Origin of the sequence: Pseudoalteromonas sp. JSTW (assembly GCF_013423925.1) — a bacterium.
GTDB lineage: Bacteria > Pseudomonadota > Gammaproteobacteria > Enterobacterales > Alteromonadaceae > Pseudoalteromonas > Pseudoalteromonas lipolytica.
The window spans coordinates 431,138-454,538 of record NZ_CP058972.1 but is presented as its reverse complement, the minus strand read 5'-3'; the positions used below and the strand labels follow the sequence as shown (position 1 = coordinate 454,538).

26 protein-coding genes and 4 tRNA genes are annotated in these 23,401 nt (G+C 42.0%); 12 read left to right on the top strand and 18 right to left on the bottom strand.

The window, feature by feature from the left end; genetic code table 11:
• The first annotated feature begins 22 nt into the window (after positions 1 to 22).
• The 5 genes from hpf (at position 23) to mgtE (ending at position 3,471) form a co-directional block, all read left to right on the top strand.
• Complete coding sequence (gene hpf / locus GZH31_RS02180) at positions 23 to 310, top strand: ribosome hibernation promoting factor (RefSeq protein ID WP_036971325.1); 288 nt, start codon at positions 23 to 25, stop codon at positions 308 to 310.
• A gap of 3 nt (positions 311 to 313) precedes the next feature.
• A complete protein-coding gene (gene ptsN / locus GZH31_RS02175) occupies positions 314 to 766 on the top strand; it encodes a PTS IIA-like nitrogen regulatory protein PtsN (RefSeq protein ID WP_036971327.1) in 453 nt (150 codons plus the stop codon).
• A complete protein-coding gene (gene rapZ / locus GZH31_RS02170) occupies positions 767 to 1,615 on the top strand; it encodes an RNase adapter RapZ (RefSeq protein WP_036971328.1) in 849 nt (282 codons plus the stop codon).
• A 9-nt stretch (positions 1,616 to 1,624) separates the two neighbouring features.
• Entirely contained in the window at positions 1,625 to 1,897 is a 273-nt protein-coding gene (locus tag GZH31_RS02165; protein WP_036971331.1) for an HPr family phosphocarrier protein, read from the top strand.
• A gap of 215 nt (positions 1,898 to 2,112) precedes the next feature.
• Positions 2,113 to 3,471 (top strand): magnesium transporter, encoded by a 1,359-nt coding sequence (mgtE, locus tag GZH31_RS02160; RefSeq protein WP_036971332.1) that lies wholly within the window; start codon positions 2,113 to 2,115, stop codon positions 3,469 to 3,471.
• Positions 3,472 to 3,511: 40 nt separating this feature from the next.
• Here the strand turns inward: mgtE and GZH31_RS02155 are convergent, their stop codons facing one another.
• Complete coding sequence (locus tag GZH31_RS02155) at positions 3,512 to 5,689, bottom strand: YgiQ family radical SAM protein (RefSeq protein WP_065978184.1); 2,178 nt, start codon at positions 5,687 to 5,689, stop codon at positions 3,512 to 3,514.
• 121 nt (positions 5,690 to 5,810) lie between these two features.
• Positions 5,811 to 8,006 (bottom strand): EAL domain-containing protein, encoded by a 2,196-nt coding sequence (locus GZH31_RS02150; protein WP_180311339.1) that lies wholly within the window; start codon positions 8,004 to 8,006, stop codon positions 5,811 to 5,813.
• A 254-nt stretch (positions 8,007 to 8,260) separates the two neighbouring features.
• On the opposite strand from GZH31_RS02150, the gene GZH31_RS02145 reads away from it, so the two are divergent.
• Together GZH31_RS02145 and GZH31_RS02140 are read left to right on the top strand one after the other, a co-directional pair.
• Positions 8,261 to 8,767 carry an SRPBCC family protein gene (locus tag GZH31_RS02145; RefSeq protein WP_065978186.1) on the top strand — a complete coding sequence of 169 codons (507 nt, stop codon included), beginning with the start codon at positions 8,261 to 8,263 and terminating at the stop codon, positions 8,765 to 8,767.
• Positions 8,736 to 9,623 (top strand): TIGR03899 family protein, encoded by an 888-nt coding sequence (locus GZH31_RS02140; RefSeq protein WP_065978187.1) that lies wholly within the window; start codon positions 8,736 to 8,738, stop codon positions 9,621 to 9,623. Before GZH31_RS02145 ends, GZH31_RS02140 begins: the two co-directional genes overlap by 32 nt.
• A gap of 17 nt (positions 9,624 to 9,640) precedes the next feature.
• Here GZH31_RS02140 and GZH31_RS02135 read toward each other — a convergent pair whose 3' ends face one another.
• From GZH31_RS02135 to GZH31_RS02095, 9 genes are all read right to left on the bottom strand, one after another.
• Positions 9,641 to 10,414: a TIGR04219 family outer membrane beta-barrel protein gene (locus tag GZH31_RS02135; RefSeq protein WP_036971345.1), complete on the bottom strand. Its 774-nt coding sequence runs from the start codon at positions 10,412 to 10,414 to the stop codon at positions 9,641 to 9,643.
• A gap of 4 nt (positions 10,415 to 10,418) precedes the next feature.
• Positions 10,419 to 11,405 carry a DUF2333 family protein gene (locus GZH31_RS02130; protein WP_065978189.1) on the bottom strand — a complete coding sequence of 329 codons (987 nt, stop codon included), beginning with the start codon at positions 11,403 to 11,405 and terminating at the stop codon, positions 10,419 to 10,421.
• 8 nt (positions 11,406 to 11,413) lie between these two features.
• Positions 11,414 to 11,920, bottom strand: coding sequence for a copper chaperone PCu(A)C (locus GZH31_RS02125; RefSeq protein ID WP_075594344.1), 507 nt, complete (start codon positions 11,918 to 11,920; stop codon positions 11,414 to 11,416).
• An 80-nt stretch (positions 11,921 to 12,000) separates the two neighbouring features.
• Complete coding sequence (locus GZH31_RS02120; RefSeq protein ID WP_036971355.1) at positions 12,001 to 12,327, bottom strand: hypothetical protein; 327 nt, start codon at positions 12,325 to 12,327, stop codon at positions 12,001 to 12,003.
• A gap of 9 nt (positions 12,328 to 12,336) precedes the next feature.
• On the bottom strand, positions 12,337 to 12,543 hold the full coding sequence (locus GZH31_RS02115) for a PspC domain-containing protein (RefSeq protein ID WP_036971358.1): 207 nt from the start codon (positions 12,541 to 12,543) through the stop codon (positions 12,337 to 12,339).
• A gap of 10 nt (positions 12,544 to 12,553) precedes the next feature.
• Positions 12,554 to 13,228, bottom strand: a complete 675-nt coding sequence (locus GZH31_RS02110; protein WP_036971361.1) for a PspA/IM30 family protein — start codon at positions 13,226 to 13,228, stop codon at positions 12,554 to 12,556.
• Between the two features lie 241 nt (positions 13,229 to 13,469).
• On the bottom strand, positions 13,470 to 14,447 hold the full coding sequence (gene dusA / locus GZH31_RS02105; RefSeq protein ID WP_180311338.1) for a tRNA dihydrouridine(20/20a) synthase DusA: 978 nt from the start codon (positions 14,445 to 14,447) through the stop codon (positions 13,470 to 13,472).
• Between the two features lie 223 nt (positions 14,448 to 14,670).
• Positions 14,671 to 15,150, bottom strand: coding sequence for a hypothetical protein (locus GZH31_RS02100; RefSeq protein ID WP_075594342.1), 480 nt, complete (start codon positions 15,148 to 15,150; stop codon positions 14,671 to 14,673).
• A 95-nt stretch (positions 15,151 to 15,245) separates the two neighbouring features.
• Positions 15,246 to 15,866 (bottom strand): MarC family protein, encoded by a 621-nt coding sequence (locus tag GZH31_RS02095; protein WP_036971394.1) that lies wholly within the window; start codon positions 15,864 to 15,866, stop codon positions 15,246 to 15,248.
• A 95-nt stretch (positions 15,867 to 15,961) separates the two neighbouring features.
• Here GZH31_RS02095 and GZH31_RS02090 point away from each other — a divergent pair, with 95 nt between their 5' ends.
• The 3 genes from GZH31_RS02090 (at position 15,962) to GZH31_RS02080 (ending at position 17,363) form a co-directional block, all read left to right on the top strand.
• The gene (locus GZH31_RS02090; RefSeq protein ID WP_036971396.1) at positions 15,962 to 16,396 is read left to right on the top strand and encodes a transcriptional repressor; all 435 of its coding nucleotides are present in this window, start codon (positions 15,962 to 15,964) and stop codon (positions 16,394 to 16,396) included.
• A gap of 77 nt (positions 16,397 to 16,473) precedes the next feature.
• Positions 16,474 to 16,941, top strand: a complete 468-nt coding sequence (locus tag GZH31_RS02085) for a chemotaxis protein CheX (protein WP_065978232.1) — start codon at positions 16,474 to 16,476, stop codon at positions 16,939 to 16,941.
• Positions 16,938 to 17,363 carry a secondary thiamine-phosphate synthase enzyme YjbQ gene (locus GZH31_RS02080; RefSeq protein ID WP_036971402.1) on the top strand — a complete coding sequence of 142 codons (426 nt, stop codon included), beginning with the start codon at positions 16,938 to 16,940 and terminating at the stop codon, positions 17,361 to 17,363. Before GZH31_RS02085 ends, GZH31_RS02080 begins: the two co-directional genes overlap by 4 nt.
• Before the next feature lie 239 nt (positions 17,364 to 17,602).
• Here GZH31_RS02080 and GZH31_RS02075 read toward each other — a convergent pair.
• From GZH31_RS02075 to orn, 5 genes are all read right to left on the bottom strand, one after another.
• Positions 17,603 to 17,678, bottom strand: a tRNA-Gly gene (locus GZH31_RS02075).
• A 121-nt stretch (positions 17,679 to 17,799) separates the two neighbouring features.
• Positions 17,800 to 17,875, bottom strand: a tRNA-Gly gene (locus GZH31_RS02070).
• A 122-nt stretch (positions 17,876 to 17,997) separates the two neighbouring features.
• Positions 17,998 to 18,073: transfer RNA gene (locus tag GZH31_RS02065), tRNA-Gly, on the bottom strand.
• 121 nt (positions 18,074 to 18,194) lie between these two features.
• Positions 18,195 to 18,270 (bottom strand) — tRNA-Gly (locus GZH31_RS02060).
• A gap of 192 nt (positions 18,271 to 18,462) precedes the next feature.
• Positions 18,463 to 19,008, bottom strand: a complete 546-nt coding sequence (gene orn / locus GZH31_RS02055) for an oligoribonuclease (RefSeq protein ID WP_036971404.1) — start codon at positions 19,006 to 19,008, stop codon at positions 18,463 to 18,465.
• Between the two features lie 122 nt (positions 19,009 to 19,130).
• Between orn and rsgA the strand changes: the two genes are divergently transcribed.
• Together rsgA and asd are read left to right on the top strand one after the other, a co-directional pair.
• Positions 19,131 to 20,189, top strand: coding sequence for a small ribosomal subunit biogenesis GTPase RsgA (rsgA, locus tag GZH31_RS02050; RefSeq protein ID WP_036971407.1), 1,059 nt, complete (start codon positions 19,131 to 19,133; stop codon positions 20,187 to 20,189).
• 18 nt (positions 20,190 to 20,207) lie between these two features.
• Positions 20,208 to 21,074 (top strand): archaetidylserine decarboxylase, encoded by an 867-nt coding sequence (gene asd / locus GZH31_RS02045; RefSeq protein WP_036971409.1) that lies wholly within the window; start codon positions 20,208 to 20,210, stop codon positions 21,072 to 21,074.
• A 34-nt stretch (positions 21,075 to 21,108) separates the two neighbouring features.
• Here asd and GZH31_RS02040 read toward each other — a convergent pair whose 3' ends face one another.
• Together GZH31_RS02040 and thiE are read right to left on the bottom strand one after the other, a co-directional pair.
• Entirely contained in the window at positions 21,109 to 21,864 is a 756-nt protein-coding gene (locus tag GZH31_RS02040; RefSeq protein ID WP_036971412.1) for a HesA/MoeB/ThiF family protein, read from the bottom strand.
• Entirely contained in the window at positions 21,861 to 23,390 is a 1,530-nt protein-coding gene (gene thiE / locus GZH31_RS02035; RefSeq protein WP_036971415.1) for a thiamine phosphate synthase, read from the bottom strand. The genes GZH31_RS02040 and thiE overlap by 4 nt, the downstream gene beginning before the upstream one ends.
• Positions 23,391 to 23,401: the final 11 nt, after the last annotated feature.

The window sequence follows — 23,401 nt, the reverse complement described above, 5'->3', positions numbered from 1 at the left end:
TTTACATAGAAGGAAAATGCTTATGCAACTAAATTTAACTGGTCGTCATGTAGAAATCACAGATTCATTAAGAGACTATGTAAACACCAAGTTTGCGAAACTAGAAAGGCATTTTGACCACATTAATAATGTTCATGTCATTCTAGATGTAGAAAAACTAAGCCAAAAAGCAGAAGCAACTTTACATGTAAACGGAGGCGAGTTATTTGCCTCTACTGAACACCAAGATATGTATGCAGCCATCGACTCGTTAATCGATAAACTTGATCGTCAAGTAATTAAACACAAAGAGAAATTAGCTCGACACTAAATTATGAAACTTAGTTCACTTACTAACCAGGACTGCAGCAAAGCTGCGGTCCTTTTTAATAGCAAAAAAAGAATTCTCGAATTTATCAGCGAACTGGCTCATGAGCAGCTCCCTCATTTATCTCAGCAAGATATACTCAATGCCCTATTGAACAGAGAAAAATTGGGCAGCACGGGTATTGGCCGAGGTATTGCGATTCCACATGGTCGTATGAGCGGTGCAGATCAGCCACACGCATTTGTAATTGTGAGTGAGTCACCTATAAATTTTGATGCAATTGATAATCGTCCAGTGGATATTTTTGTCGCACTCATCGTACCAGATGGTGACTGTCAGCTTCATCTAAAGACCTTATCAACAATTGCTGATAGACTTAAAGACAAAGAATTTTGTAAACAGCTACGCAGTGCTAAAACAGATAGTGATCTGTTTAAAGTCATTGCATCAGAGGCATAAATGGAATTAATTATTATCAGCGGTCGCTCTGGTTCAGGTAAATCAGTCGCTTTACGAGTACTTGAAGACTTAGGCTATTACTGCGTTGATAATATTCCTGTAAACCTGCTTCCTTCGTTAGTACGCAGTGTGTCAGATAATTACGACAAAATTGCTGTAAGTATCGATGTGCGTAACCTGCCGAAAGAACAGCAAGAATTTAACGATATTCTTGAGTATTTACCGGGCTTTGCAAAACCCACGTTGTTTTATTTAGATAGTGATGATCAAACACTAATCAAACGGTTCTCTGAAACTCGCCGCTTACACCCATTATCGATTGACTCGCTGCCGCTTGATTTAGCGATTAAACAAGAAAAAGTATTACTGGATGTTTTGATCACCCGTGCCGATTTTATGATTGATACGACCGATCTCAGCGTGCATCAGCTTGCCGAATCTATTCGCGAAAAAATACTGGGTAAAAAAGACAAAAAGCTCATTATTACTTTTATGTCGTTTGGCTTTAAGCACGGCATTCCAAAAGAAGCTGATTACGTATTTGATGCTCGCTTTTTACCGAATCCACACTGGGAACCGGATCTAAAACCACTGACAGGCTTAGACCAACCAGTAAAAGATTACCTTGCTAGTCACAGCATAGTGCAAAAGTTTACATGGCAAATTCAAACCTTTGTACAAACATGGCTCCCTCACTTAGAGCGAAATAATCGCAGTTATTTAACCATTGCGATTGGCTGCACAGGTGGACAACATCGCTCGGTTTACTTAGCGCAAACCATTGGTGAGAGCTTTTCGAAAAGTCACGCAAACGTGAAAATACGCCACCGCGAGCAAGATACCCAATAGGCAACGACGATGCATGCTGAAGACACTTTTTTAATCCAAAATAAGCTTGGTTTACATGCACGAGCAGCCACGGTTTTGGCACAACTTGCACTGCAATTCGATGCTAAAATAACGCTTTACCAAGACGATAAAGAAGCCGAAGGCGATAGTGTATTAGCCTTAATGTTACTCGAAAGCAGCCAAGGCAAAGAAGTCCGTGTGGTGTGTGAAGGCCCCGATGCTGACGCAGCACTCAATGCAATAGGCGAATTAATTGCACAACGCTTTCATGAACAAGAATAGCATTTGCTAAGCCTTGACTGTTTACGTTAAACTTGCATTGGGTATTTAAAATTCCTGTTAAATATCCTACTTTTATATCGCTCGCTTCTCTAAAATACATTTTTCTTAGTAAATTTATCTCAGTGCGGCGATATCCCTGCAAATACTAAATTTAGCAACTATGCTGTATTTGCTGAGTCAGATTTTAAGCTATTTTTTCAGTTGTAAGGACGCCAATGCCAGAAGCCTTTGAACAAGATTACCCGCTACAACAACTAAAACAGGTGACCAAGTCACTCAATAGTGGTCAATTTGTTCAAGTGCGCGGCATGTTAGCAAAAACAGCACCGTGTGATACCGCACTCCTTTTAGAATCATCTCCGCATAAAATTCGCCGTATGCTTTGGCAGCTGGTAGACCCTGATGTGCGTGGTGACGTATTAGAAGAGCTCTCAGAAGATGTACGTTTAGGCATTATTGCCCAAATGGAACCTGAGCACATTGCTGCCGCAACCGAAGACATGGACGACGATGATTTAGGTGAGGTTCTTCGTAGCCTACCTGATACAGTCTACCAAGACGTTGTCGGCGCCATGGACTCGCAAGATAGAGAAAGAGCCACCCAAGCCCTGTCTTATCAAGAGCGCTCAGCTGGTGCCTTGATGAACAGCGATACGGTAACCATTCGCCCAGACGTCACACTAGATGTTGTTTTACGCTATCTGCGTTTACGCGGCGATTTACCTGAAGGCACCGATGATTTATACGTCGTTGATAAACATAATTGCTTTTTAGGGGCATTATCTTTAACGACGTTGTTGACCAATCCCTCAGATAAAGTGGTTCGCGACCTGATGGATGAAGACTGTGAATCTATCTTAATATCGATGGATGAAAGCGACGTGGCACAATTATTCGAACGCCATAACTGGATTTCAGCCCCCGTTGTAGATGATAACGCGCACTTACTAGGGCGTATTACCATCGATGATATCGTTGACGTTATCCGTGAAGATGCCGAACATAGCTTATTAAGCTTAGCGGGTCTTGATGATGAAGAAGATACTTTTGCTCCCGTATTGAAAAGCTCGCAGCGCCGCTCTATTTGGCTAGGAGTCAACTTATTAACTGCTTTACTCGCTGCAATAGTCGCTAGTTTTTTCGAGAATACATTAGCTATCTTACCTATTCTTGCTGTACTAAATGGTATTGTTCCCTCAATGGGAGGCGTAGCAGGCAGCCAAACGCTTACACTTGTTATTCGTGGTATTGCTGTTGGCCATATAAACCAAACTAACCAACGCTTTTTATTACTCAAAGAGCTCGCTATCGGCGCGCTAAACGGGGTAATTTGGTCTATTTTAATTGCGGGTGTTGTCGCGCTGTGGCAGTGGGACTTTAAACTCGGTGCGGTGCTTGCCTTTGCTATGTTCATGAACTTAGTGGCAGCAGGTATTGCAGGGGCCAGTATTCCGCTTATTTTAAAGAGAATGAAAATTGACCCTGCATTAGCAGGCAGCGTAGTGCTTACGACGGTGACAGATATAGTGGGTATTTTTGCCTTTTTAGGCACTGCGACTTGGTTACTTATTTAAACTAAAAACGGCCCATGTGGGCCGTTTTGCTTTTTATAATCTATGTTGCTCGTTGCTTATTTTTACCAACACGCGGTTTGGTGTTCGCCTTCTTAAATTGGCTAAAACCTGTGTGGCGGGTTAGTGCAGCTCGGCCTGTGCGCCCTTTCCCTTTAGCAGCCTTTTCATTGCGCCCTTCCTCAGGAACTAAACAATGAGGGCCTTTACCAATGAGATTCGCTTTACCCATTTTTTTAAGAGCTTCACGGATCATCGGCCAACCAGCCGGATCATGGTAACGCAAAATTGCCTTATGCAGACGACGCTGACGTGCCCCTTTTGGAACAGGTACTTGCTCCGTGTTATTTTTAATATTACGCAACGAGTTCATCTCGGTATGATAAATTGTCGTCGCATTCGCCATGGGTGAAGGATAAAAGTTCTGAACTTGATCAAGCTTAAAGTCATTCGATTTTAACCACAGCGCCATATTCACCATGTCTTCATCTTTGGTGCCAGGGTGAGCTGAGATGAAATACGGGATCAAATACTGCTTTTTACCTGCCTCTTTCGAGTATTTATCAAACAACTCTTTAAACTTGTCGTAAGCGCCCATACCTGGCTTCATCATTTTCGATAACGGGCCATCTTCGGTGTGTTCCGGTGCTATTTTCAAGTAACCACCAACATGGTGAGTGACCAGCTCTTTAACATAGCGAGGGTCTTCAACGGCTAAATCGTAACGCACACCCGATGCAATTAAGATCTTTTTAATCCCTTTTACATCACGTGCTTTTTTATATAACTCAATCGTCGGCGTGTGGTCGGTGTCCATATGTTTACAAATATCAGGGTAAACACACGATAAACGACGGCATGTACTTTCTGCTTTTTTACTCTTACAACGTAATTTATACATGTTCGCTGTTGGGCCGCCTAAGTCAGAGATAACCCCTGTAAACCCTGGCACCTTGTCACGAATTTGTTCAATTTCGTCAATGATAGATTGCTCTGAGCGACTTTGGATAATACGTCCTTCATGTTCAGTAATCGAACAAAATGAACACCCACCAAAACAGCCTCGCATGATATTCACGGACGTTTTGATCATCTCGTAAGCAGGAATTTTTTCATCACCATAACTTGGATGTGGAATACGTTGATATGGCAAACCAAAAACGCCATCCATCTCTTCTGTTTCAAGCGGAAAAGCCGGCGGATTGACCCAAATAGAGCGATCGCCATGGCGCTGAAATAATGCACGTGCACATCCGGGATTTGTTTCTTGGTGTAAAATACGCGATGCATGCGCATACAAAGGCTTGTTTACACTTACTTGCTCATAAGCTGGCAACTTAACATAGGTTTTTTCCCAAGGCTTAGGACGCGCAGGCTGAATTGTTATCGGCTTTGCCGCCTCAGCACTTAAATCAATACCGGCTTGTTTAAATTCAGATTTACTGCAGCCAACATCATCCGCACCATACGGATTAGGGATCGGGTCAATTTTGCCAATTTTATCGATGGCTGTTGAATCGCTGCCGCGCCACCCTGGTAATGGCTCTTTACGAATAACCGCGGTACCACGAATGTCTTGAATTGAATCGACACTCTCACCGGCTGCAATACGATGAGCAACCTCGACCAATGGACGCTCAGCATTACCGTAGATCAAAATATCAGCTTTGGCGTCGAACAATATGCTTCGGCGCACTTTTTCTTGCCAGTAATCATAATGCGCAATACGGCGTAAACTCGCTTCAATACCACCAATCACTAATGGCACATCTTTATACGCTTCACGACAACGCTGACTATAAACAACAACTGCACGGTCAGGACGCTTTCCCCCAACATTACCAGGTGTGTAAGCATCGTCATGACGCATACGTTTTTCGGCAGTATAACGATTGATCATTGAGTCCATATTGCCCGCAGTCACCCCAAAAAAGAGGTTTGGTTTTCCAAGTGTCATAAAAGCATCTTTAGAATTCCAATCTGGCTGGGCAATAATACCAACGCGAAAACCTTGTGATTCAAGCATGCGCCCGATAACAGCCATTCCAAAGCTTGGGTGGTCTACATAGGCATCACCACTGACAATAATGACATCACAGCTGTCCCAGCCTAGCGCATCCATCTCTGCTCGGGTGGTTGGTAAAAATGGCGCTGTGCCATAGCATTCGGCCCAATACTTAGGGTAAGAAAACAGGCCACGCTCGGCTTTTAATGCGCTCATAAAATGTACTCTGCTACCAAAAAGGGGCGAATTATACCCCACTCTTAAGGATTATTATAGAAAACAAAACGCCCTTCAAATGGAAGGGCGCTTTTAAATCGTTGAGTTTTATCAAAGCCAATTAGTGCTTAGCTTGTAAATACGTAATTAACTCTTTCTCTGGCATAGGTTTAGCGTACATAAAGCCTTGCACTTCATCGCAACCAAGTTCACTTAAATAGTCTGCTTGGGCTTGTGTTTCAACTCCTTCAGCAATCGTTTTCAACCCTAATCTTGCGCCTAAAGAAATAATTAACGCCGCAATGGCTTCACAATCTTCACCTGGAAGGTCTTTGATAAATGCCCTGTCTATTTTTAGTCGATCGAGTGGTAAGCGTTGTAAATAACTTAACGATGAAAAGCCTGTGCCAAAGTCATCGATAGCAATTTCGATCCCAAAGTCTTTAAGCTCCTGCAACGTCGTAATAACATTACTAAGTTCGTCCATTACAACGCTCTCGGTTACTTCAAGCTCAATAAACTTTGGTTCAACTTGGTAATTAATTAAGGTGTCTTTTACACGCTGCGCATAACCTTTCACTTTAAATTGCGGCACCGAGACATTAACTGCAATGCTAATTGCAAAACCGAGTTGCTCCAAACGCTTTTGCTGCATGCATGCTTGCTCTAATACCCATTGACCTATTTCGACAATTAAACCCGCATCTTCAGCCATCGGCACAAATATGGCGGGTGAAATGTACTGGCCATTACCTGAGGGCCATCGCAATAAAGCTTCACATCCTATGATGTCTAATGTTTTCAAATCGAGTTGTGGCTGAAACCACACTTCGAGTTTACGCTGTTCAAAATCTTGGCGAAGCTGTCTGATAATGCCTAACCGCCATGCCATTTGCTCTTCCATGTCAGGCGTATAAGTAATAACAGCCTCCATTGACTGTTTTTTTGCTTGGTTTAATGCAATATAACCGAGCTTTAGGGTTTCGATACCTGATGGCTTGAAATCCCCTTGGCAGCACATACCAATTTTAAAATTGATCGGCAAAATGTGCTCACCCGCATTGAATGGCAAGCTTAAATGCTCATATAACATCTCAATGTCACATTGCTCTTTTGGCAGTAATAAGCCAAATACATCGGCACCAATTCGCGATATCAACTCAGCTTGAGGGTACTCTTGACGTAACCTGTCAACGATAGCAACGAGTATTAAATTGCCAATTTCTTGGCCTAACCCATTGTTAATATCTGAAAACTGCGCAACGTCGATCAGTAAAAAAACATAATCATTTTTACCAGGATGATAAAAACGCTCAACCTTGTTCATAAAATCATTGCGATTAGAAAGGCCGGTTAACGTATCTTTATAAGCCGCATCACGTAAACGGTTAAACAAACGCACATTATCAAGTCCCACACTCACATTGGTGAGAAATATTTCTGCAAATTGTAACTGCGACTCACTCGGGATATGTGCGGTCTCTAAGTATATAGCGGCTTGGCGATTTTTACTTTTTAGTAGGTAAGTGCTATCAATTTCAGTGTGTTGATGTGTGCCCTGCTCTAAACAGTTTTTCACCTGTAAAATGATACGCCCATTGTCTAACTGCTCAACACCTTGGCCAATAAACTCGTTGTATTCGACACAACCACCAAGCACACAGACTTGGTTATCATCGTCTAATGATCCGCATAGCAACCCTTGTGGCTCACACTCTAAAATAAATGAAAGCTGCTTTATTACCGCCATGGTAAACGCTTTGATATCTGTGAAACCTAAAATAGCTTTTGAGGCATAGAGGATGTTATTGAGTGCTCGACTTTGAAACTCCAGCTGACAGACCTGCTCATAAGAACGAATCGCCGTCACGAGCGCAGTAATAAGCTTACTGCGGGTAAGCTCTGTTTTTGTTTTATAGTCGTTTATGTCGTATTCACGAATTACTTTTTCTTCTGGTGCGTAGCCTGGTTGACCCGTGCGCAAAATAATGCGCACATTATGATTATTGAGAGACTCTCTAACTTGCTTCACAACTTGCAAGCCCGCATCATCAGATTCCATAACTACATCCAGTAATACAACGGAAATTGAATGATTATCTTTAAGCACAGAAAGTGCTTCTGCTCCGGAATACGCATGATGAAAACGCAGACCTTTATCCCAAAACTCAACGCCTGAGAGCGCCAATTTTGTTACTGAATGTATTTCTGGATCATCGTCAACAATTAAGACATCCCAAAACTCTGAGGCTGTTTCGCTCAATAGCGGCTCATCATCTTGGTCACTAAACAAAAAGTCGTTAGATTCTGATGCCATTAATAATTCCTTAGACAAATCAGCGTAAAACAGTAACGATGGCTCAATTCCGGTTTACAGTGTTGCTTAAAATTCTATCACTTATTCGGCTATGATACATTAGTGATAACTTATACTGTGTAGATTATAGTCTATGATACGTATAATGTTATGAAAGCTATCAAATTATTGCCTGAGGTGGGATCATTAAATTATTCATTTTATGCCTAAAAACGCTGTTTATCAGTGCGCTAATCGCCTTGGTAATTGGCCTAATGCTGTCACAAAAATACACCGTTAATAAGTCGGTTAACGTCACAGCAGCGCCGGATGAAATAGCCAGCTTAGTGAGCGATTTCACACAATGGCCACGTTGGCAACCATGGCAAGCAGTTGATCCCAGTATTAAGTTTACTGTCGCTGAGCCAAGTAAAGGCGTTGGAGCTCATCAATTTTGGCAAAGTAAGTTTGGCTCAGGTGAAATGACAATCACCCAGTTAAGTCCAGATAAAATGACTTTCAATATTTTGTTTAATCAGGAACATATCGCCCAAGGTTCGATAAGCTATGTTGGTAAAGGCAGTGAAGTTGAGATTATCTGCACCCTACATGGTGAAGTAAATACCCCTATTATTGGCGGCTACCTCGCTTTGCTAAGCCAATATATTCTTAACAACACGGTTAAACTGGCGCTCAATAATATTAAGACCACTGCGCAGTTAGCTACTAACAACAAGGCCATTGCTCCCGATGACAGTCAAAGCGGCTCAGGCAAGAGTTAATCTTGCTAATATCATTGAAAACCAGCTTGGTTATCCCATTCATAAGTCATCGACTGTCAAAATCAACAGTCCCAGCGATGACAGCTACTCTTCACAAGGGCAGCAGCAGTTAGCGTATAAAATAAATGCAGAAGCCAGCTTACTGCAACGAGCGCAAACACGCCAAGAAATTCAATTTATTAAGCGCCAAGAGAATATTGAAACCATCATGGCAATGGCGATGGCATTTTGCCCAGATGTTACAGGCCAACAACAGCCTGATTCAGACTGGATAGAACGATTTATTAGCTTATGTGAAGACACCGCAAACATCTCGATGCAAAAACTATGGGCTAAAATACTGGCCGGTGAAACCGTCTCACCTGGCACATTTTCAATCAAGAGTTTGCAAACGCTTAAGTACATGACACAACGTGAAGCAGATGCACTGCAACGCAGCACGTCGCTATGTGGCTACAACGAAAAAGACAACAGTCACCTAATTTTGTTAGGCTTTTATAAAAAGCCATCCTTGTTTGATTTACTCAGAAAAGGTAACAAAGTCTCCCTTAATTTGGGTAAAACCCCTGTTAGTTTTCCTGACATTTTAACGTTGATGGATATTAACTTATTGTATCGTAAAGAAATAGAGTCAGCAGTATTGAAAGCTGGCCAAGAACTCTCACTAAGCTTTATGAATCAACGACTCATTTTAAAAGCAAAAAGTAATGACCTTGTATTGAGCTATTATAAGTTTACACAAACGGGGGATGAATTAAGAAAACTGATCGTCTCACCTATCAATAAGGCTTATAAGCAAATACTAACAACCTCATTAGACGATGAGTTTGAAATAAGCTGGCAAGCTACAAAATAACCTGCCAGCATACTCAATTAAAAGTGAATTTGGATACCCGCAAATGGGCCTGACGCATCTAAATCCGTATAGATATCATCAATATCATCCAATTCTAATGTCATTGAACGGTAGCCCGCTTTAACATCTAAATCGATAGCAAGATTATCAAGCAACGCATACGCAATACCGGCTTGGTAGTCTTGTACTTTGCTGTCATCAATCGCTAATAAGCTGCCTTCAAAGAAAACACTTAAACCTGTAAACGGTAAACCCACTTCTGCGCGGCCGTATACAAGAGGAACAAAACCAGAGAAATCAACACGTTCTGTTGTGTTTGGGCCACCGTCTTGCGAGGTGCCTGTCACAACAATATCACCGTCAAATTGCTTGGCGTTCACACCTAAATCAATCGACACTAAATCATTATCGAAAATTTCGTAGTAAAGAATGTAATCAACGTGAGAAAGGTCACTGACAGTGCCTACTTGTGTACCAACAACATAATCTGAACCACCAAAACTAAATGAACGGTCATCATCCAATATTGTTGAGCCATTCAGCTCAAGCTCGGTGTATTTTAATTTAATGTTAGGTACTAAAGGCACTGGGTGCTCTAGTGCTGCATAGTAGCTTGTGAAAGTCTCATCTTCAAAATTAAAACTTTGTAAATTACCGTCTTGAGCAAAGCTACCGCTATTATCTGATTGCCAGCCATCGACCCCAAGGTATAAACCTAATAGAGTGTCAGCTTGAGCTGTAGGAGCTAAACAGGCCATCGAAAGCGCGGCCGCTAAACAGTACTTTTTCATCATTTTATCCTTGCGCTAAAAGTTCGCTAAGTTCAATTAGAGCCGCATTGGCTCGAGAAATATAATTTGCCATTACCAGTGAATGATTGGCAACAAAACCAAAACCACTGCCATTTAAAATCATTGGGCTCCACACCGTTTCTTGTGTGGCTTCTAATTCACGAATAATTTGTTGTAGGCTAACACGGGCATTTTTCTTTTCTAAGACATCTGCGAAATCGTATTCAACAGCCTGTAAAAAGTGTAACAGCGCCCACGTGGCTCCCCGTGATTCGTAAAATACATCATCAATTTCCCACCACGACGTTTTCACTTGGTTTTGCAATGGTGCATAAGTTGCTTGGTGGGCAGCCGTATCACCGGCCAAGTCAGTGTTTAGGCGTTCTTGACCAACACTTGCACTTAAACGCTGACTTAAACTGCCTAAGCGCTTTTCGGCTTCTTTTAGCCAACCACGTAAATTATCAGCGCGTGCATAAAATTGGCTGTCTCTGTCATTTTGGTCGGCAATTTGGCTACGATAAACAACAAGTAAATCAATGCCTTTTTGATATTCAGCTTCAGCGCTTGGCCACGCCCATGCTTCGGAGCTGATGTTAAACTGCGGCTGCGCTTTTTTAAGTGCTTCATGCTCTGTTGATTGAGACTGAGAACGACTAAAGTCCTTACGCATTGATAATACAAGGTCACGCGTCATTTCAAGCGCCCCATATTCCCATGCAGGCATATTATCCATCATGACACTGGGTGGCATAATATCGTTAGACAAGTAACCACCGGGCTTATTCAATAATGTACTAGCTACATTAATTAACGTTGTCGTAGTGGTGTACCCCGTGACAAACTTTTCGCCACGCATTTGTGCTTCTTGCTTTGCCTTACCTACAACATCCATACGGTCAGGTTCACTACTCCAGTAAACCGAAACCGCGTAAAAAATAATTAAGATAATAAGTAATGCACTGGCTATTTTTCCTTTATGCTCAGACATGGTACCTCCTAGTGATGTGAGTGCTCTTTACTTTTTTGTGATGCCTCTTTAGACATATCATGTAAAGAGACAACTTTGGCTTGAGTAAATACTCGGTTGCCATCTTTAAAATATAGCGTGAGTTTTCGTTCTTGCCCTGCTTTTAACTCATCTTCAGGGTCAAACACCATCAAATGATAACCACCGGGTTTGAATTCAATGCTGCTGTGAGCATCTATCTCTAACGAAATAACCTGTTCCATTTTCATCATGCCATCAACATGGGTATGTTGATGAATTTCAACGCGCCCTAAACCATCCAGTGTTGCCTTTGTTAATGTTGTAGCCTGCTGACTCGGATTGGTAATCGTAAAATAAGCGACACTGGCCTTACTGGCAGGTAAAAATTCGCGAACTTGGGCATTGCTCACGGTTACTTCTGCAACATCGTTATGGTCATGACCGCTGTGGGCAGATGAAAAAGTACTATAAAATAAACTTGTGATAAGAAAAGAGAATGCGGGCAACAGTTTCATTATGTTTTAATCCTTGTTAAGACATCAACTTACCCGCTAAATTTAGCATACTTTATTTATTAAGGCAGTTTATTCGTACCTTAAGCTGGTGATTTCTTGTTATCAGCAATCAGCCAACACAAAGCTGCAATTAATAACAAGGGCCATGCAATCACCACAGAACCAAATAAAAACGCAAGCACTACCCCGACTAAAGCAACCACACCTGCACCAATTAAGCCTATGGTAAATAAAGCAACCCCAGCAACTAGAGCAATAACAGCGACAAGTGCACCAACCACCTCAAGCCCAGCCCAGCTCATATCGGCTATTGATAAAGGCAGCTGCCATGAATCAAAGGATACAAATGCAAATGTATCTGTGCACAGTAGTAAAATTGCTAAGACAATAATAGCTAACGTTTTCATGACCAGCTCCTAATAACCTTTTACTGGCAAGCTACAATGTGCAACAAGGTAACCCACCCCAACAATGAAGGGCATATGTAAAAACAGTATGATCATGAGCAAACGCGTTGACCATACAGGGAAGCCCAATCGAGCAGCTAAACCGCTGCACACTCCAGAGATTTTCTTATTAGTTAAATCTCTAAACCAACGTGATGATGTATGATAAGTATTCATCGTTTTCCTCCTAAGCCGACTGTTTCATTGTGGCTTTTAAATCGGCCAGCTCTTTGTCTATAGCATCATTTTTTTCTAACGCAGCAATTTGCGCCGCTGTCGAATTTGCAGCATCACTGTGTGTAAGCTCATAGGCTTCAACTTGCGACTCGATGTTTTCAACGCGCTGCTCTAAATAATCAAATCGCGCTAACGCATCCGCAACTTTGTTACTATGAAGCTGCTCTTTGACTTTTAAGCGTGCCGTAACCACGCGCTCTTTTTGCATGTAAGTCAGTTGCTTTGCTTTGGCATCTGCAAGCTTATTTTGCAAACGCTGACAGTCGTCTGTTAACTTCGCTAATGAGTCAGCCACTTTATCCATTTCACGTTGCTGCGCTTCAATCTCTGCGTTTAAACGCTGTTTTTCAATTAATGCTGCTTTAGCAAGATCATCTCTGTCTTTACTAAGTGCTTTTTCAGCTTTCGCTTGCCAATCAGCTTGCTTTGCTTGTTTTGCTGCAATTTCACGCTTTATTTGCTTTTCTTGAGTTAAGAATGTTGCAGCAGTTGCACGACACTCATTAAGTGCATCCTGCATTTCTTGCACGAGTAAATTAAGCAGCTTTTCAGGATCTTCTGCTTTATCGAGTGCAGCAGATAAATTAGCCTGAATAATGTCGTTTACGCGATTTAATACACCCATGTGATTCTCCTGTTGATAATTGGGTTAATACACCGAGGAGATTCCAATTCTTATGCCAACTACAAAAAATTTTAAAATAACCATTAAAATACATAAGGTTAATTAGTTTTCACGTAACTAAACACTGACTTTAAGCTGAATGGAAAATAACTAATTTGACTAAAAAACTAACTTTTAAACCAAATTTTAGGATCAAAAAAAGCCACAAAATAGTGGCTTTTTTTCTGTTCCAATTTGAACATTAAATTTCTGGTACAAAGCTCAATGCTTTATCCATAACACTTAAATCGGCCGTTTTGCCATGACCATTTTCTGAAAGGTGGCGTCTAAAGCCTCGCGCGCCCGGCTGGCCTTGGAAAATACCCAACATATGGCGAGCAATATGCCAAAAATTCGCGCCTTGGCTCATCTCATCTTCAATGTAATCATACATAGCTCGCACAACCTGATGACGATTAAGAGTAAACGGGGTATCACCGTAAATTTTTTCGTCAACTTCACTTAATATGAATGGATTACTGTATGCCTCACGACCAATCATAATGCCATCAACATAATCAAGGTGCGTAATTGTATCAGCAATCGTTTTCACGCCACCATTTAGACTCAAGTGCAGTTGCGGATAGTCTTTTTTGAGTTGATAAACTCGCGGATAATCAAGCGGCGGAATTTCACGGTTTTCTTTCGGGCTTAACCCATTTAGCCATGCCTTACGGGCATGAATAATAAAGTCATCACAGCCTACATCGTGGCTTGCTTCAATCAGAGCACATAAAAACTCATACGAATCTTGCTCGTCAATTCCGATCCGTGTTTTAACGGTCACTGGAATCGATACTTCAGCCTTCATCGCCGCGACACACTCAGCAACAAGCTTTGGCTCAGCCATTAAACACGCACCAAAACGACCGTTTTGCACGCGATCAGATGGGCATCCTACATTAAGGTTAACCTCGTCATAACCGCGCTCTGCCGCTAACTTAGCACATTTAGCAAGTGCGTCAGGGTCAGACCCACCCAGCTGCAACGCAACAGGACCTTCATGTTGATTAAAGTGTAAGTAATCACCCTTACCAAATAAAATAGCACCTGTTGTCACCATTTCGGTGTAAAGCACAGCATGTTTTGTCATTTTACGATGGAATGTTCGACAATGACGATCAGTCCAATCAAGCATGGGTGCCACCGACAAACGGCGATTTAATGTCGTCGTGCTCATAGTATGGCCCCTTTAAATATCAATGCGTTCACTTGCAACTTGATTACCTAATACATTAACGCTTATTAAAGCAGTAACGGCTAAGATAATTAGCCATCACAATAAAAATAAAGTTTGCGTGATTATACCACTTAACAAAGCTGACGGCATGACTTAATCGTAGATCAGATAATGAAGAAGTGTGTAACTAACACACTTCATCTGGGAGGAAATAAAGTAATGACTAAATCTCTACTTTATTTAAGAGATTTTCTAAATTTTGGCCGGTAAGTTCAAATAGTGTAATTTCGAGTTCTTTATAATCTTCATTTTTTAGATTAACGAGCTTAGCACCCACAGCAATGCGTGCCACTTTCTCAACAGGATCGATTTCTACAATTTCAATTGATGCGTGCGTGTCATGATCTTTTGATTGCACATAATATTCACTGAAGAATGTACCATCAGCGCGCACATTCGGGTTACTGTCAGACACCGACTGCAACAGAGTACCTTTTTTAAGATCGCTCTTGCGAAGTGAAAAGCTATATTCAGCTACATTGGCATGACCGATGATCAAGGTTACTGCACTTTCATCATTGATTTTAAAGTCATGATCTGTCACTTCGATCACTTTTAATTTGCCACTATCATAGGTCGGCTCCATGCAAGCAGCTAAACTAAAAAGCAGAAAAACAGATAAAACAACATGTTTGAGTCGCATTCTTTGTTCCTTAAATTATATTGCCTCCTTTTAAGTTAGATAATAGAAGGCAATAATTCAAAGTTTAAATGACTGAAAATGCGCTTTAATTTTTACTATACCGCAACCGTTAAGCCAAAATAATGAGCAATGCCACCCAGAATATTTGTTACCGCAACCGAAGATAAAATTAATCCCATCACACGGCTTATGATGCTCGCACCACTATCACCGATGAGTTTATGTACATGCGTTGCAAGTAACAGTAATACCAGCACTATAATCAACACCGATAACATCACTGATGACGTGATTAACTGCTCCAGCCATGTGTATTCATTGTTTCGGGTCATAAGCACTGCAGCAAGCATTGCTCCGGGGCTTGCTATTGACGGAATAGCGAGTGGAAAAATAGCCGTTTCGGTACTATTGCGGACACTTTTTATTTCACTTTCAGGCTTACTTTCACCAAAAATCATCGACAAGGCAAATATCAGTAACACAATTCCGCCGGCAATTTGAAAAGCAGACAAAGGAATCTTAATTGCGTTTAAAAGTAGTTCACCCGCGAGTACAAAAAACAATAAAACCAGTGCCGACACACCCACCGCTTTTAATGCTACTTTACGTTTAAACTTAGCGTCTTCGCCTCGTGTAACCGCGATAAAGACTGGCACAGTACCAATTGGATCAATGACAGCAAAAAAGAAAATGAACGCTGCAAGCAATTCACTCATACCGAAAACTCCCAAGAAAACCTGCTAGCGAATAAAAACGCTGCAACTACAATACAGTATGATAGTATATCACGGTAGCGTAAGGATAAGAGAAGATGAATACAGAATCACTCGTCAGTAAAGCAAAACAAGTATGTGATAATCGTGGTGCACGTTTTACACCTATCCGTGAAAAAGTATTCCGCCTGCTAGCGAGCGCGCAAGGTGGTGTTGGTGCTTATGACTTATTAGAACAACTCAAATTAACTGAGTCAGGAGCAAAACCAGCAACAATTTATCGCGCCTTAGACTTTTTGTCGGAACTGGGCTTTATTCACAAAATAGAAAGCACAAACTCATTTATGTTGTGCCATCATTTTGATCACATTCATCCAGTACAATTATTAATTTGTGATAGCTGCGGTTATGTAAAAGAGCTGCATTCTACTGTTATTTCGCACGAGCTTAATAACTTAGCAGCTGAAAGCGGCTTTATTGTCTCAGGACAAACAATTGAAGCACACGGAAAATGTGAAAATTGCAAAGATTAAGTGCACTGTTTTATACAGCCACTACAATTAAAGTTAGAACAGCAGCCTCGCTGCAATAACCTAAGGGAAAATAAACAATGAATGTGGAGTTCATCAACCCTTTTTTATCGTCTTTACTCAATGTATTGAGCACCATGGCTCAAACAGAATTAAAACCCGGTAAACCTAGCCTCAAAAAAGATGAGATTGCGCGCGGTGATGTCTCTGGTTTAATCGGTATGGTTGGCCCACAAACTAAAGGTTCACTTTCAATCACCTTTGATGAAAGTTTGGCCTTAACTATTATGGAAAGAATGCTGGGAGAGCGACCAGATTCAGTTAACGAAGAAGTGACTGATATGGTAGGCGAAATAACCAACATGGTCACCGGGGGCGCTAAAAACCTTCTGGGCGAAAAGGGCTATGAATTTGATATGGCAACACCGATTGTTGTATCAGGTAAAGGACACACCATTACACATAAGTGTGAAGGTGCTAAAGTACTCATTCCGTTCACCTCAGAGGACGGGAATGCCAATATAGAAGTTAGTTTTGATAAGCTATGAGTTGGCAACAAAAAACCATTCAGCTAAAGCCTCGCACACGAGGCTTTCACATCATTGATGACGAGTTACTTCGTCAACTACCTGAAATCAGCCAGTACAAAGTCGGTTTATTGCATTTGTTTATTCAGCACACTTCTGCCAGTTTAACTATTAACGAGAATGCAGATCCGACAGTGCGTATGGACATGGAAAGCCACTTCAACCACTTTGTCCCAGAAAGGCAGAGTTATTATCGCCACGATTATGAAGGTGACGATGACATGCCTGCACACATAAAAAGCAGTACATTAGGCTGCGAACTGACAATTCCAATCCATCAAGGACGCCTTCAACTCGGTACTTGGCAAGGTATTTATTTAGGTGAGCATCGCGACCAAGGCGGTTCAAGACGCATTGTTGCCACAATCCAAGGTCAACTATAAAACAAATAAATAAACAGGCGTGACGTAGCTGAAATGTTTTTAAATGGGAGTTATACCATTACGCTTAATTAAGTGGTCTATTTTGAGGCAATAAAACCGCGTTGATAACAAGGCAAAAATTTAGTTATTTAGTTGTTCTAAATCAGAAATTTTTAACGCAGGTAGCGACTGGTTTAATCACTCAAAATGATTAAGTATTTTTGCGGAATGGTATTATTTATAAAGAATAATTTAGAATTTGGAGCGGCACACGAGGCTCGAACTCGTGACCTCAACCTTGGCAAGGTTGCGCTCTACCAACTGAGCTAGTGCCGCATTCAAATAGTCAGTGATTTGTCCGTTGATGCACAACCAAAGGTTGCGGTAAAACGTTCTGGCAACTGAACTAGTGCCGCATAATTTGAATTTTTTATAACAATTTCTTTTGGTGAGAAATTGGAGCGGCACACGAGGCTCGAACTCGTGACCTCAACCTTGGCAAGGTTGCGCTCTACCAACTGAGCTAGTGCCGCATTCAAATAGTCAGTAATTTGTCCGTTGCTGCACAACCTAAAGGTTGTGGTAAAACGTTCTGGCAACTGAGCTAGTGCCGTATAATTTGAATTTTTTATAACAATTTCTTTTGCTGAGAAATTGGAGCGGCACACGAGGCTCGAACTCGTGACCTCAACCTTGGCAAGGTTGCGCTCTACCAACTGAGCTAGTGCCGCATTCAAATAGTCAGTGATTTGTCCGTTGATGCACAACCAAAGGTTGCGGTAAAACGTTCTGGCAACTGAGCTAGTGCCGTATAATTTGAATTTTTTATAACAATTTCTTTTGGTGAGAAATTGGAGCGGCACACGAGGCTCGAACTCGTGACCTCAACCTTGGCAAGGTTGCGCTCTACCAACTGAGCTAGTGCCGCATTTAATTCAAAATAGTCAGTAATTTGTCCGTTGCTGCACAACCTAAAGGTTGCGGTAAAACGTTCTGGCAACTGAGCTAGTGCCACAAATTTCAACTATAAAGTTTAGCTAAAGACACACTAACCCCGCGAGGGTTAACGTCTTAAGCGGGGCAAGATTCTACAATAATCCGATGTGTTTGCAAATGTTTTTTACAAATTAAAGAATTTTTCTTGGTAAACCTTTAATTCCATAATTGAATCTTTTATATCATCAAGGGCAAGGTGTGAACCTTTTTTGTTCACTTGAGCAAGAACCTCAGGCTTCCAGCGGCGCGCAAGCTCTTTAATAGTGCTTACATCAAGGTTGCGATAATGAAAATAGTCTTCCAATTCCGGCATGTACTTATTCATGAATCGACGATCTTGGCCGATTGAATTTCCGCACATAGGCGATGCGCCAGCAGGTACCCACTGTTTCAAAAACGCCAATGTTTGCTCAATGGCATCTTGCTCAGTGAAAGAACTGGCTTTGCAGCGGGCTGTTAAACCTGATTGACCATGTTGGGTCGTACACCACTCGTCCATGCCATCAAGTAATTCATCGCTTTGATGAATAGCAATAACAGGGCCTTCAGCCAAGATGTTTAACTCACTGTCGGTGACAACAGTGGCAATTTCGAGTATTTTATCTGTTGCTGGTTCGAGGCCAGTCATTTCCAGGTCGAGCCAGATAAGATTTGATTTATGAAAAGACATAGTTACCTTAGCGGTGCTTTCCTTTAGATCCAACGCATTTAGATATATCATATTAGTATCATCAGTCGACCTAAAGCTTTTTTTTCAAAAAGCCCGACATTTAATCAAGTTATAGGCCAAAAGTGGCAAAACAAAAGAAATTAAGTAAAGGCCAGTCTCGTCGGATTAAGGCCAATCATCAAAAACGTTTGTCTAATGCTGATAAAAAGCAAGACAAGGGCGCAGCCGTGCAATGGCAAAACGACAATTTAGGCCCTGCTGAAAATGCCGTTGTATTAAGCCGTTTTGGACAACATGCAGATATCGAAACGGACTCTGGTGATGTGCTGCGCTGTAACATTCGTCGCACTGTATCAAGCCTTGTTTGCGGGGATGAAGTGATATTTCGTCGCGCCAAAGTGAGTGAGGGTGACTTAGCCGGTGTCATCGAAGCAACTCACGAACGTCGCTCGCAGCTTACACGTCCAGATTTTTATGACGGAGTGAAAGTCGTTGCAGCTAATATCGACCAAATTTTAATGGTGTCAGCGGTATTACCTGAGTTTACTCCTAACATTATCGACCGTTATTTAGTTGCCTGTGAAGACATGGGCATAGAGCCGATTTTAGTGCTCAACAAAATCGATTTAATTGACGATGAAGGACTCGCCTATATTAATGAAATTCTCGATATTTATCGTGAACTGGGCTATCAAGTATTACTCGTCAGTAATAAAACGGGCCAAGGTATTGATGAGCTTAAACAAACGTTAATAGATAAAAACAGCATCTTTGTGGGTCAAAGTGGTGTGGGTAAATCAACATTAGTTAATACTGTTTTACCCGACGCCGCTATTTTAACTCAGGAAGTCTCTGAAAATAGTGGTCTTGGGCAACACACAACAACCGTATCACGTTTACATCACTTACCCTCTGGCGGTAACCTTATTGATTCACCAGGGATCCGTGAGTTTGGCCTATGGCATTTAGATGTTGAACGCGTAACTTGGTGCTTTAAAGAGTTCCGTGACTTTATTGGCGGCTGTCGTTTTCGTGACTGTAAACATCTAAATGATCCGGGCTGTATCATTCGCCAAGCGGTTGATGATGGAGATATTTCAGAACTTCGTTTTGACAGTTACCACCGAATTTTAGAAACTATGGCCGATGGCCGTGCGGGTGCACGCGCTCCTCGCGTATAACTATTTAGGAAATAACAAGTGAGTTTAGATAAATTCAAAATTGCCATGCAGTATGCCATGCCAAAACATTTCATTTCGCGCATGGTCGGCAAGTTAGCAGCAGCGAAAGCGGGTGGCTTAACCACGGCGTTAATCAAGCTATTCATCAAACAATATAAAATTGATATGAGTGAGGCTAAATACCCCGATCCAGCTCATTACAAAACCTTTAATGAATTTTTTACTCGCCCTTTAAAGGAAGGTATTCGCCCACTTGCAGAAGAAAAAGACATTATTGCTCACCCAGTTGATGGTGCGATTAGCCAATTAGGTGATGTGGTAGATGGTCAAATAATTCAAGCTAAAGGGCACGACTACAGCTTACAGGCATTACTAGGTGGTAACGAAGACGATACCGTGCCATTTTTGGGTGGTAAGTTCGCAACAATCTATTTAGCACCGAAAGACTATCACCGTATTCACATGCCGATTGATGGTACGCTGAGTAAAATGATTTATGTACCAGGTGATTTATTCTCAGTGAATCCGCTTACGGCGCAAAACGTCCCTAACTTATTTGCGCGTAATGAACGTGTGGTTGCAATTTTCGAAACTGACATAGGCCCACTTGCGATGGTACTGGTAGGTGCAACGATTGTAGCCAGCATCGAAACCATATGGGCAGGTACCGTTACACCACCTGCCGGTAAAGATGTATTCAGCTGGAACTACCCTACCAAAGGTGATAACGCAATCACTTTGAAAAAAGGCGAAGAAATGGGTCGCTTTAAGTTAGGGTCTACCGTGATTTTAGCCTGGGGTGCAAACCAAGCTGAGTTTTTATCTGACCAACACCCAGAAACAATCACTCGCATGGGCACACCATTTGCGACAATCAAAGACTAACCATCTTAGTTATACAAAAATTAAAAAGCAGGCTTCAAGCCTGCTTTTTGCATTCTGCGCATTCGCTATCTTTGTGAGGTGTAAAACGTAGCTGCTGTAAAGTCAGCCCATCAAATTGAATAAACTCGCTGCCCGTTTTATGGCCTAACAGTATATTAACCGCCAGTAAGCTTTGCATACTGCCCATGACTCCCAGTAATGGGCTTATTACACCCGCGTTATCACAATTTAATACTGGTTGATCATCTGTTTGCGGGAATACGCAGCCATAACAGGGGCTGTCGGAATTGCGAAAGTCAAAGCACATTAGTTGCCCTTGTGTGGCAATCGCAGCGGCTGAAATGAGCGGGATTGTGTGCGCTAAACAATAGCGATTAATTAAGTAACGAGTGGCAAAGTTATCACTGCAATCGAGTACGATGTCGGCCCCTTGTAAAACGTCTGCAAGGTTTTTTTCATCAAGTCTTTGGCAAATGGGCTCAATACTAATTTGGTTATTTAAGCTTGCTAACACTTTCGAGGCTGCCTGTGTTTTTGCTTGCCCTAAGTGATTAACTTTATACAAAATTTGTCGCTGTAAATTTGAAAGCTCGACATTGTCATTATCAACCAACGTGAGCTTACCCACACCAGCCGCAGCTAAATAAAGTAGCGCAGGTGAGCCAAGCCCACCAGCACCTACCACCGCAATATGTGCGGTCTTTAATATTTGCTGCCCCTCCAATCCCACTTCTTTAAGCATTAAATGGCGGCTGTAACGTATGCGCTCTTTATCGCTTAACGCACTCATGCTTCTGAGTCGCCTTCAACACATTGTTTGAGTTTAGCAATCGCTGAGGGGTAATCTTCGGCTTCGGTAATTGCTCGCACCACAGCCACACTGCCTACCCCGGTATTTGCCACTTGCTCTGCACGTGACACATCAATGCCACCAATGGCAACTGTTGGGTAGTCGGCCATTAACGGGACAAATTTTTCAAGCTTTTCTAGGCCTTGAATTTGCCCTGTCATGTCTTTTGTGGTGGTTGGGTAAATTGCACCAAATGCCATGTAGCTCGGGCGATAATTATGGGCGCGCAGCATTTCATAAAAACCATGGGTCGAGACGCCTAAACGCAAGCCAGCCTCTTTTATTTCAATTAAATTAGCCGTTTGTAGGTCTTCTTGGCCTAAATGAACTCCATAAGCACCGTGCTTAATCGCCAGTTGCCAATAGTCATTAATATACACCTGCGCATCGTATTTTTGACCAAGCATAACAACACTGGCAATGGCCTCATCTAGGGTTGCATCATCTGTATTTTTCATTCGTAGCTGTACGGTTTTAACGCCTTCAGCTAAACACTTTTCTAACCAATCAACACTGTCGACTACTGCATATAAGCCGAGCTTTTTAGACTGACACTCAGCAAAACCAGCCGCCATAGTAAAATTGCTAGGGTGATCAAAGTCGAGTTCATCACCAAGCCAACTCCCCGCTTCAATCACTTGTGGGTAATCTGCTAAATTAACCGGAAAATGAGTATGTGCAACAGGGCCAATTCCTTCACCGTAACGCACTGCCGCTTTTAAACCTTGGTTTATATACGCTTTTGCGAGAATAAAAGCGTCTTTCAGTGGATAACGCTTTGCTAGGCAAGCAGCAATCACTGAGGCCATACTACACCCGGTGCCATGGCTATGCGGTGTTTGAATTTTTTCATTTCCAAGCCAGTACTCGTGTGTATCTTGCAGGCAGTAATCGATGCAATAACCACTTGGGTAGTCCCAATGACCACCTTTGATGATGACCGATTTTGCGCCATAACTTTGCAGCTTTTGCGCAGCTTCTTTTACTGCACTTGGGCCAATTAAATACACTCCGGTCAGTAACTGCGTTTCGTGGGTATTGGGTGTAACAACATCTACCCACGGTAATAAACACTCTTTAATTGCACTCACGGTATCTTCTTCTGTGAGTAAATCGCCACTGGAGGCTATCGCCACTGGGTCATAGACAACCAAAGGCGGCACTTCCCAGGTGTTTTTATAATGTTTTAAATGTTCACTTATTAACTGAATTTGCTGCACATTCGCCAACATGCCGATTTTTATCACTGTGGCGGGCATATCGGTTACTAAAGCTTGTAATTGAGATTCAATCACCTCAGTTGAAATGGGATTTAAGGCCTCAACACCTAAACTATTTTGTGCTGTTAAAGCTGTGATCACGGTGCAGCAATGCACTGAAAAGCTTTGCATCGCTTTAATATCGGCTTGAATTCCAGCCCCGCCGCCGGAATCAGATCCCGCTATGCTCCATACAACCTGATTCATGTTTTCCTCAT

What these genes read in the sequence shown, in the direction of transcription:
- ptsN (WP_036971327.1), top strand. Translation starts at nt 314, where the DNA reads ATGAAACTTAGTTCACTTACTAACCAGGACTGCAGCAAAGCTGCGGTC.
- GZH31_RS02140 (WP_065978187.1), top strand. Translation starts at nt 8,736, where the DNA reads ATGACAGTCAAAGCGGCTCAGGCAAGAGTTAATCTTGCTAATATCATT.
- GZH31_RS02100 (WP_075594342.1), bottom strand. Translation starts at nt 15,150, where the DNA reads ATGCGACTCAAACATGTTGTTTTATCTGTTTTTCTGCTTTTTAGTTTA.
- GZH31_RS02150 (WP_180311339.1), bottom strand. Translation starts at nt 8,006, where the DNA reads ATGGCATCAGAATCTAACGACTTTTTGTTTAGTGACCAAGATGATGAG.
- GZH31_RS02130 (WP_065978189.1), bottom strand. Translation starts at nt 11,405, where the DNA reads ATGTCTGAGCATAAAGGAAAAATAGCCAGTGCATTACTTATTATCTTA.
- hpf (WP_036971325.1), top strand. Translation starts at nt 23, where the DNA reads ATGCAACTAAATTTAACTGGTCGTCATGTAGAAATCACAGATTCATTA.
- GZH31_RS02165 (WP_036971331.1), top strand. Translation starts at nt 1,625, where the DNA reads ATGCATGCTGAAGACACTTTTTTAATCCAAAATAAGCTTGGTTTACAT.
- GZH31_RS02040 (WP_036971412.1), bottom strand. Translation starts at nt 21,864, where the DNA reads ATGAGTGCGTTAAGCGATAAAGAGCGCATACGTTACAGCCGCCATTTA.
- GZH31_RS02120 (WP_036971355.1), bottom strand. Translation starts at nt 12,327, where the DNA reads ATGAAAACGTTAGCTATTATTGTCTTAGCAATTTTACTACTGTGCACA.
- GZH31_RS02135 (WP_036971345.1), bottom strand. Translation starts at nt 10,414, where the DNA reads ATGAAAAAGTACTGTTTAGCGGCCGCGCTTTCGATGGCCTGTTTAGCT.
- GZH31_RS02155 (WP_065978184.1), bottom strand. Translation starts at nt 5,689, where the DNA reads ATGAGCGCATTAAAAGCCGAGCGTGGCCTGTTTTCTTACCCTAAGTAT.
- GZH31_RS02090 (WP_036971396.1), top strand. Translation starts at nt 15,962, where the DNA reads ATGAATACAGAATCACTCGTCAGTAAAGCAAAACAAGTATGTGATAAT.
- GZH31_RS02085 (WP_065978232.1), top strand. Translation starts at nt 16,474, where the DNA reads ATGAATGTGGAGTTCATCAACCCTTTTTTATCGTCTTTACTCAATGTA.
- rapZ (WP_036971328.1), top strand. Translation starts at nt 767, where the DNA reads ATGGAATTAATTATTATCAGCGGTCGCTCTGGTTCAGGTAAATCAGTC.
- dusA (WP_180311338.1), bottom strand. Translation starts at nt 14,447, where the DNA reads ATGAGCACGACGACATTAAATCGCCGTTTGTCGGTGGCACCCATGCTT.
- GZH31_RS02095 (WP_036971394.1), bottom strand. Translation starts at nt 15,866, where the DNA reads ATGAGTGAATTGCTTGCAGCGTTCATTTTCTTTTTTGCTGTCATTGAT.
- GZH31_RS02080 (WP_036971402.1), top strand. Translation starts at nt 16,938, where the DNA reads ATGAGTTGGCAACAAAAAACCATTCAGCTAAAGCCTCGCACACGAGGC.
- thiE (WP_036971415.1), bottom strand. Translation starts at nt 23,390, where the DNA reads ATGAATCAGGTTGTATGGAGCATAGCGGGATCTGATTCCGGCGGCGGG.
- mgtE (WP_036971332.1), top strand. Translation starts at nt 2,113, where the DNA reads ATGCCAGAAGCCTTTGAACAAGATTACCCGCTACAACAACTAAAACAG.
- GZH31_RS02115 (WP_036971358.1), bottom strand. Translation starts at nt 12,543, where the DNA reads ATGAATACTTATCATACATCATCACGTTGGTTTAGAGATTTAACTAAT.
- GZH31_RS02125 (WP_075594344.1), bottom strand. Translation starts at nt 11,920, where the DNA reads ATGAAACTGTTGCCCGCATTCTCTTTTCTTATCACAAGTTTATTTTAT.
- GZH31_RS02110 (WP_036971361.1), bottom strand. Translation starts at nt 13,228, where the DNA reads ATGGGTGTATTAAATCGCGTAAACGACATTATTCAGGCTAATTTATCT.
- GZH31_RS02145 (WP_065978186.1), top strand. Translation starts at nt 8,261, where the DNA reads ATGCTGTCACAAAAATACACCGTTAATAAGTCGGTTAACGTCACAGCA.
- orn (WP_036971404.1), bottom strand. Translation starts at nt 19,008, where the DNA reads ATGTCTTTTCATAAATCAAATCTTATCTGGCTCGACCTGGAAATGACT.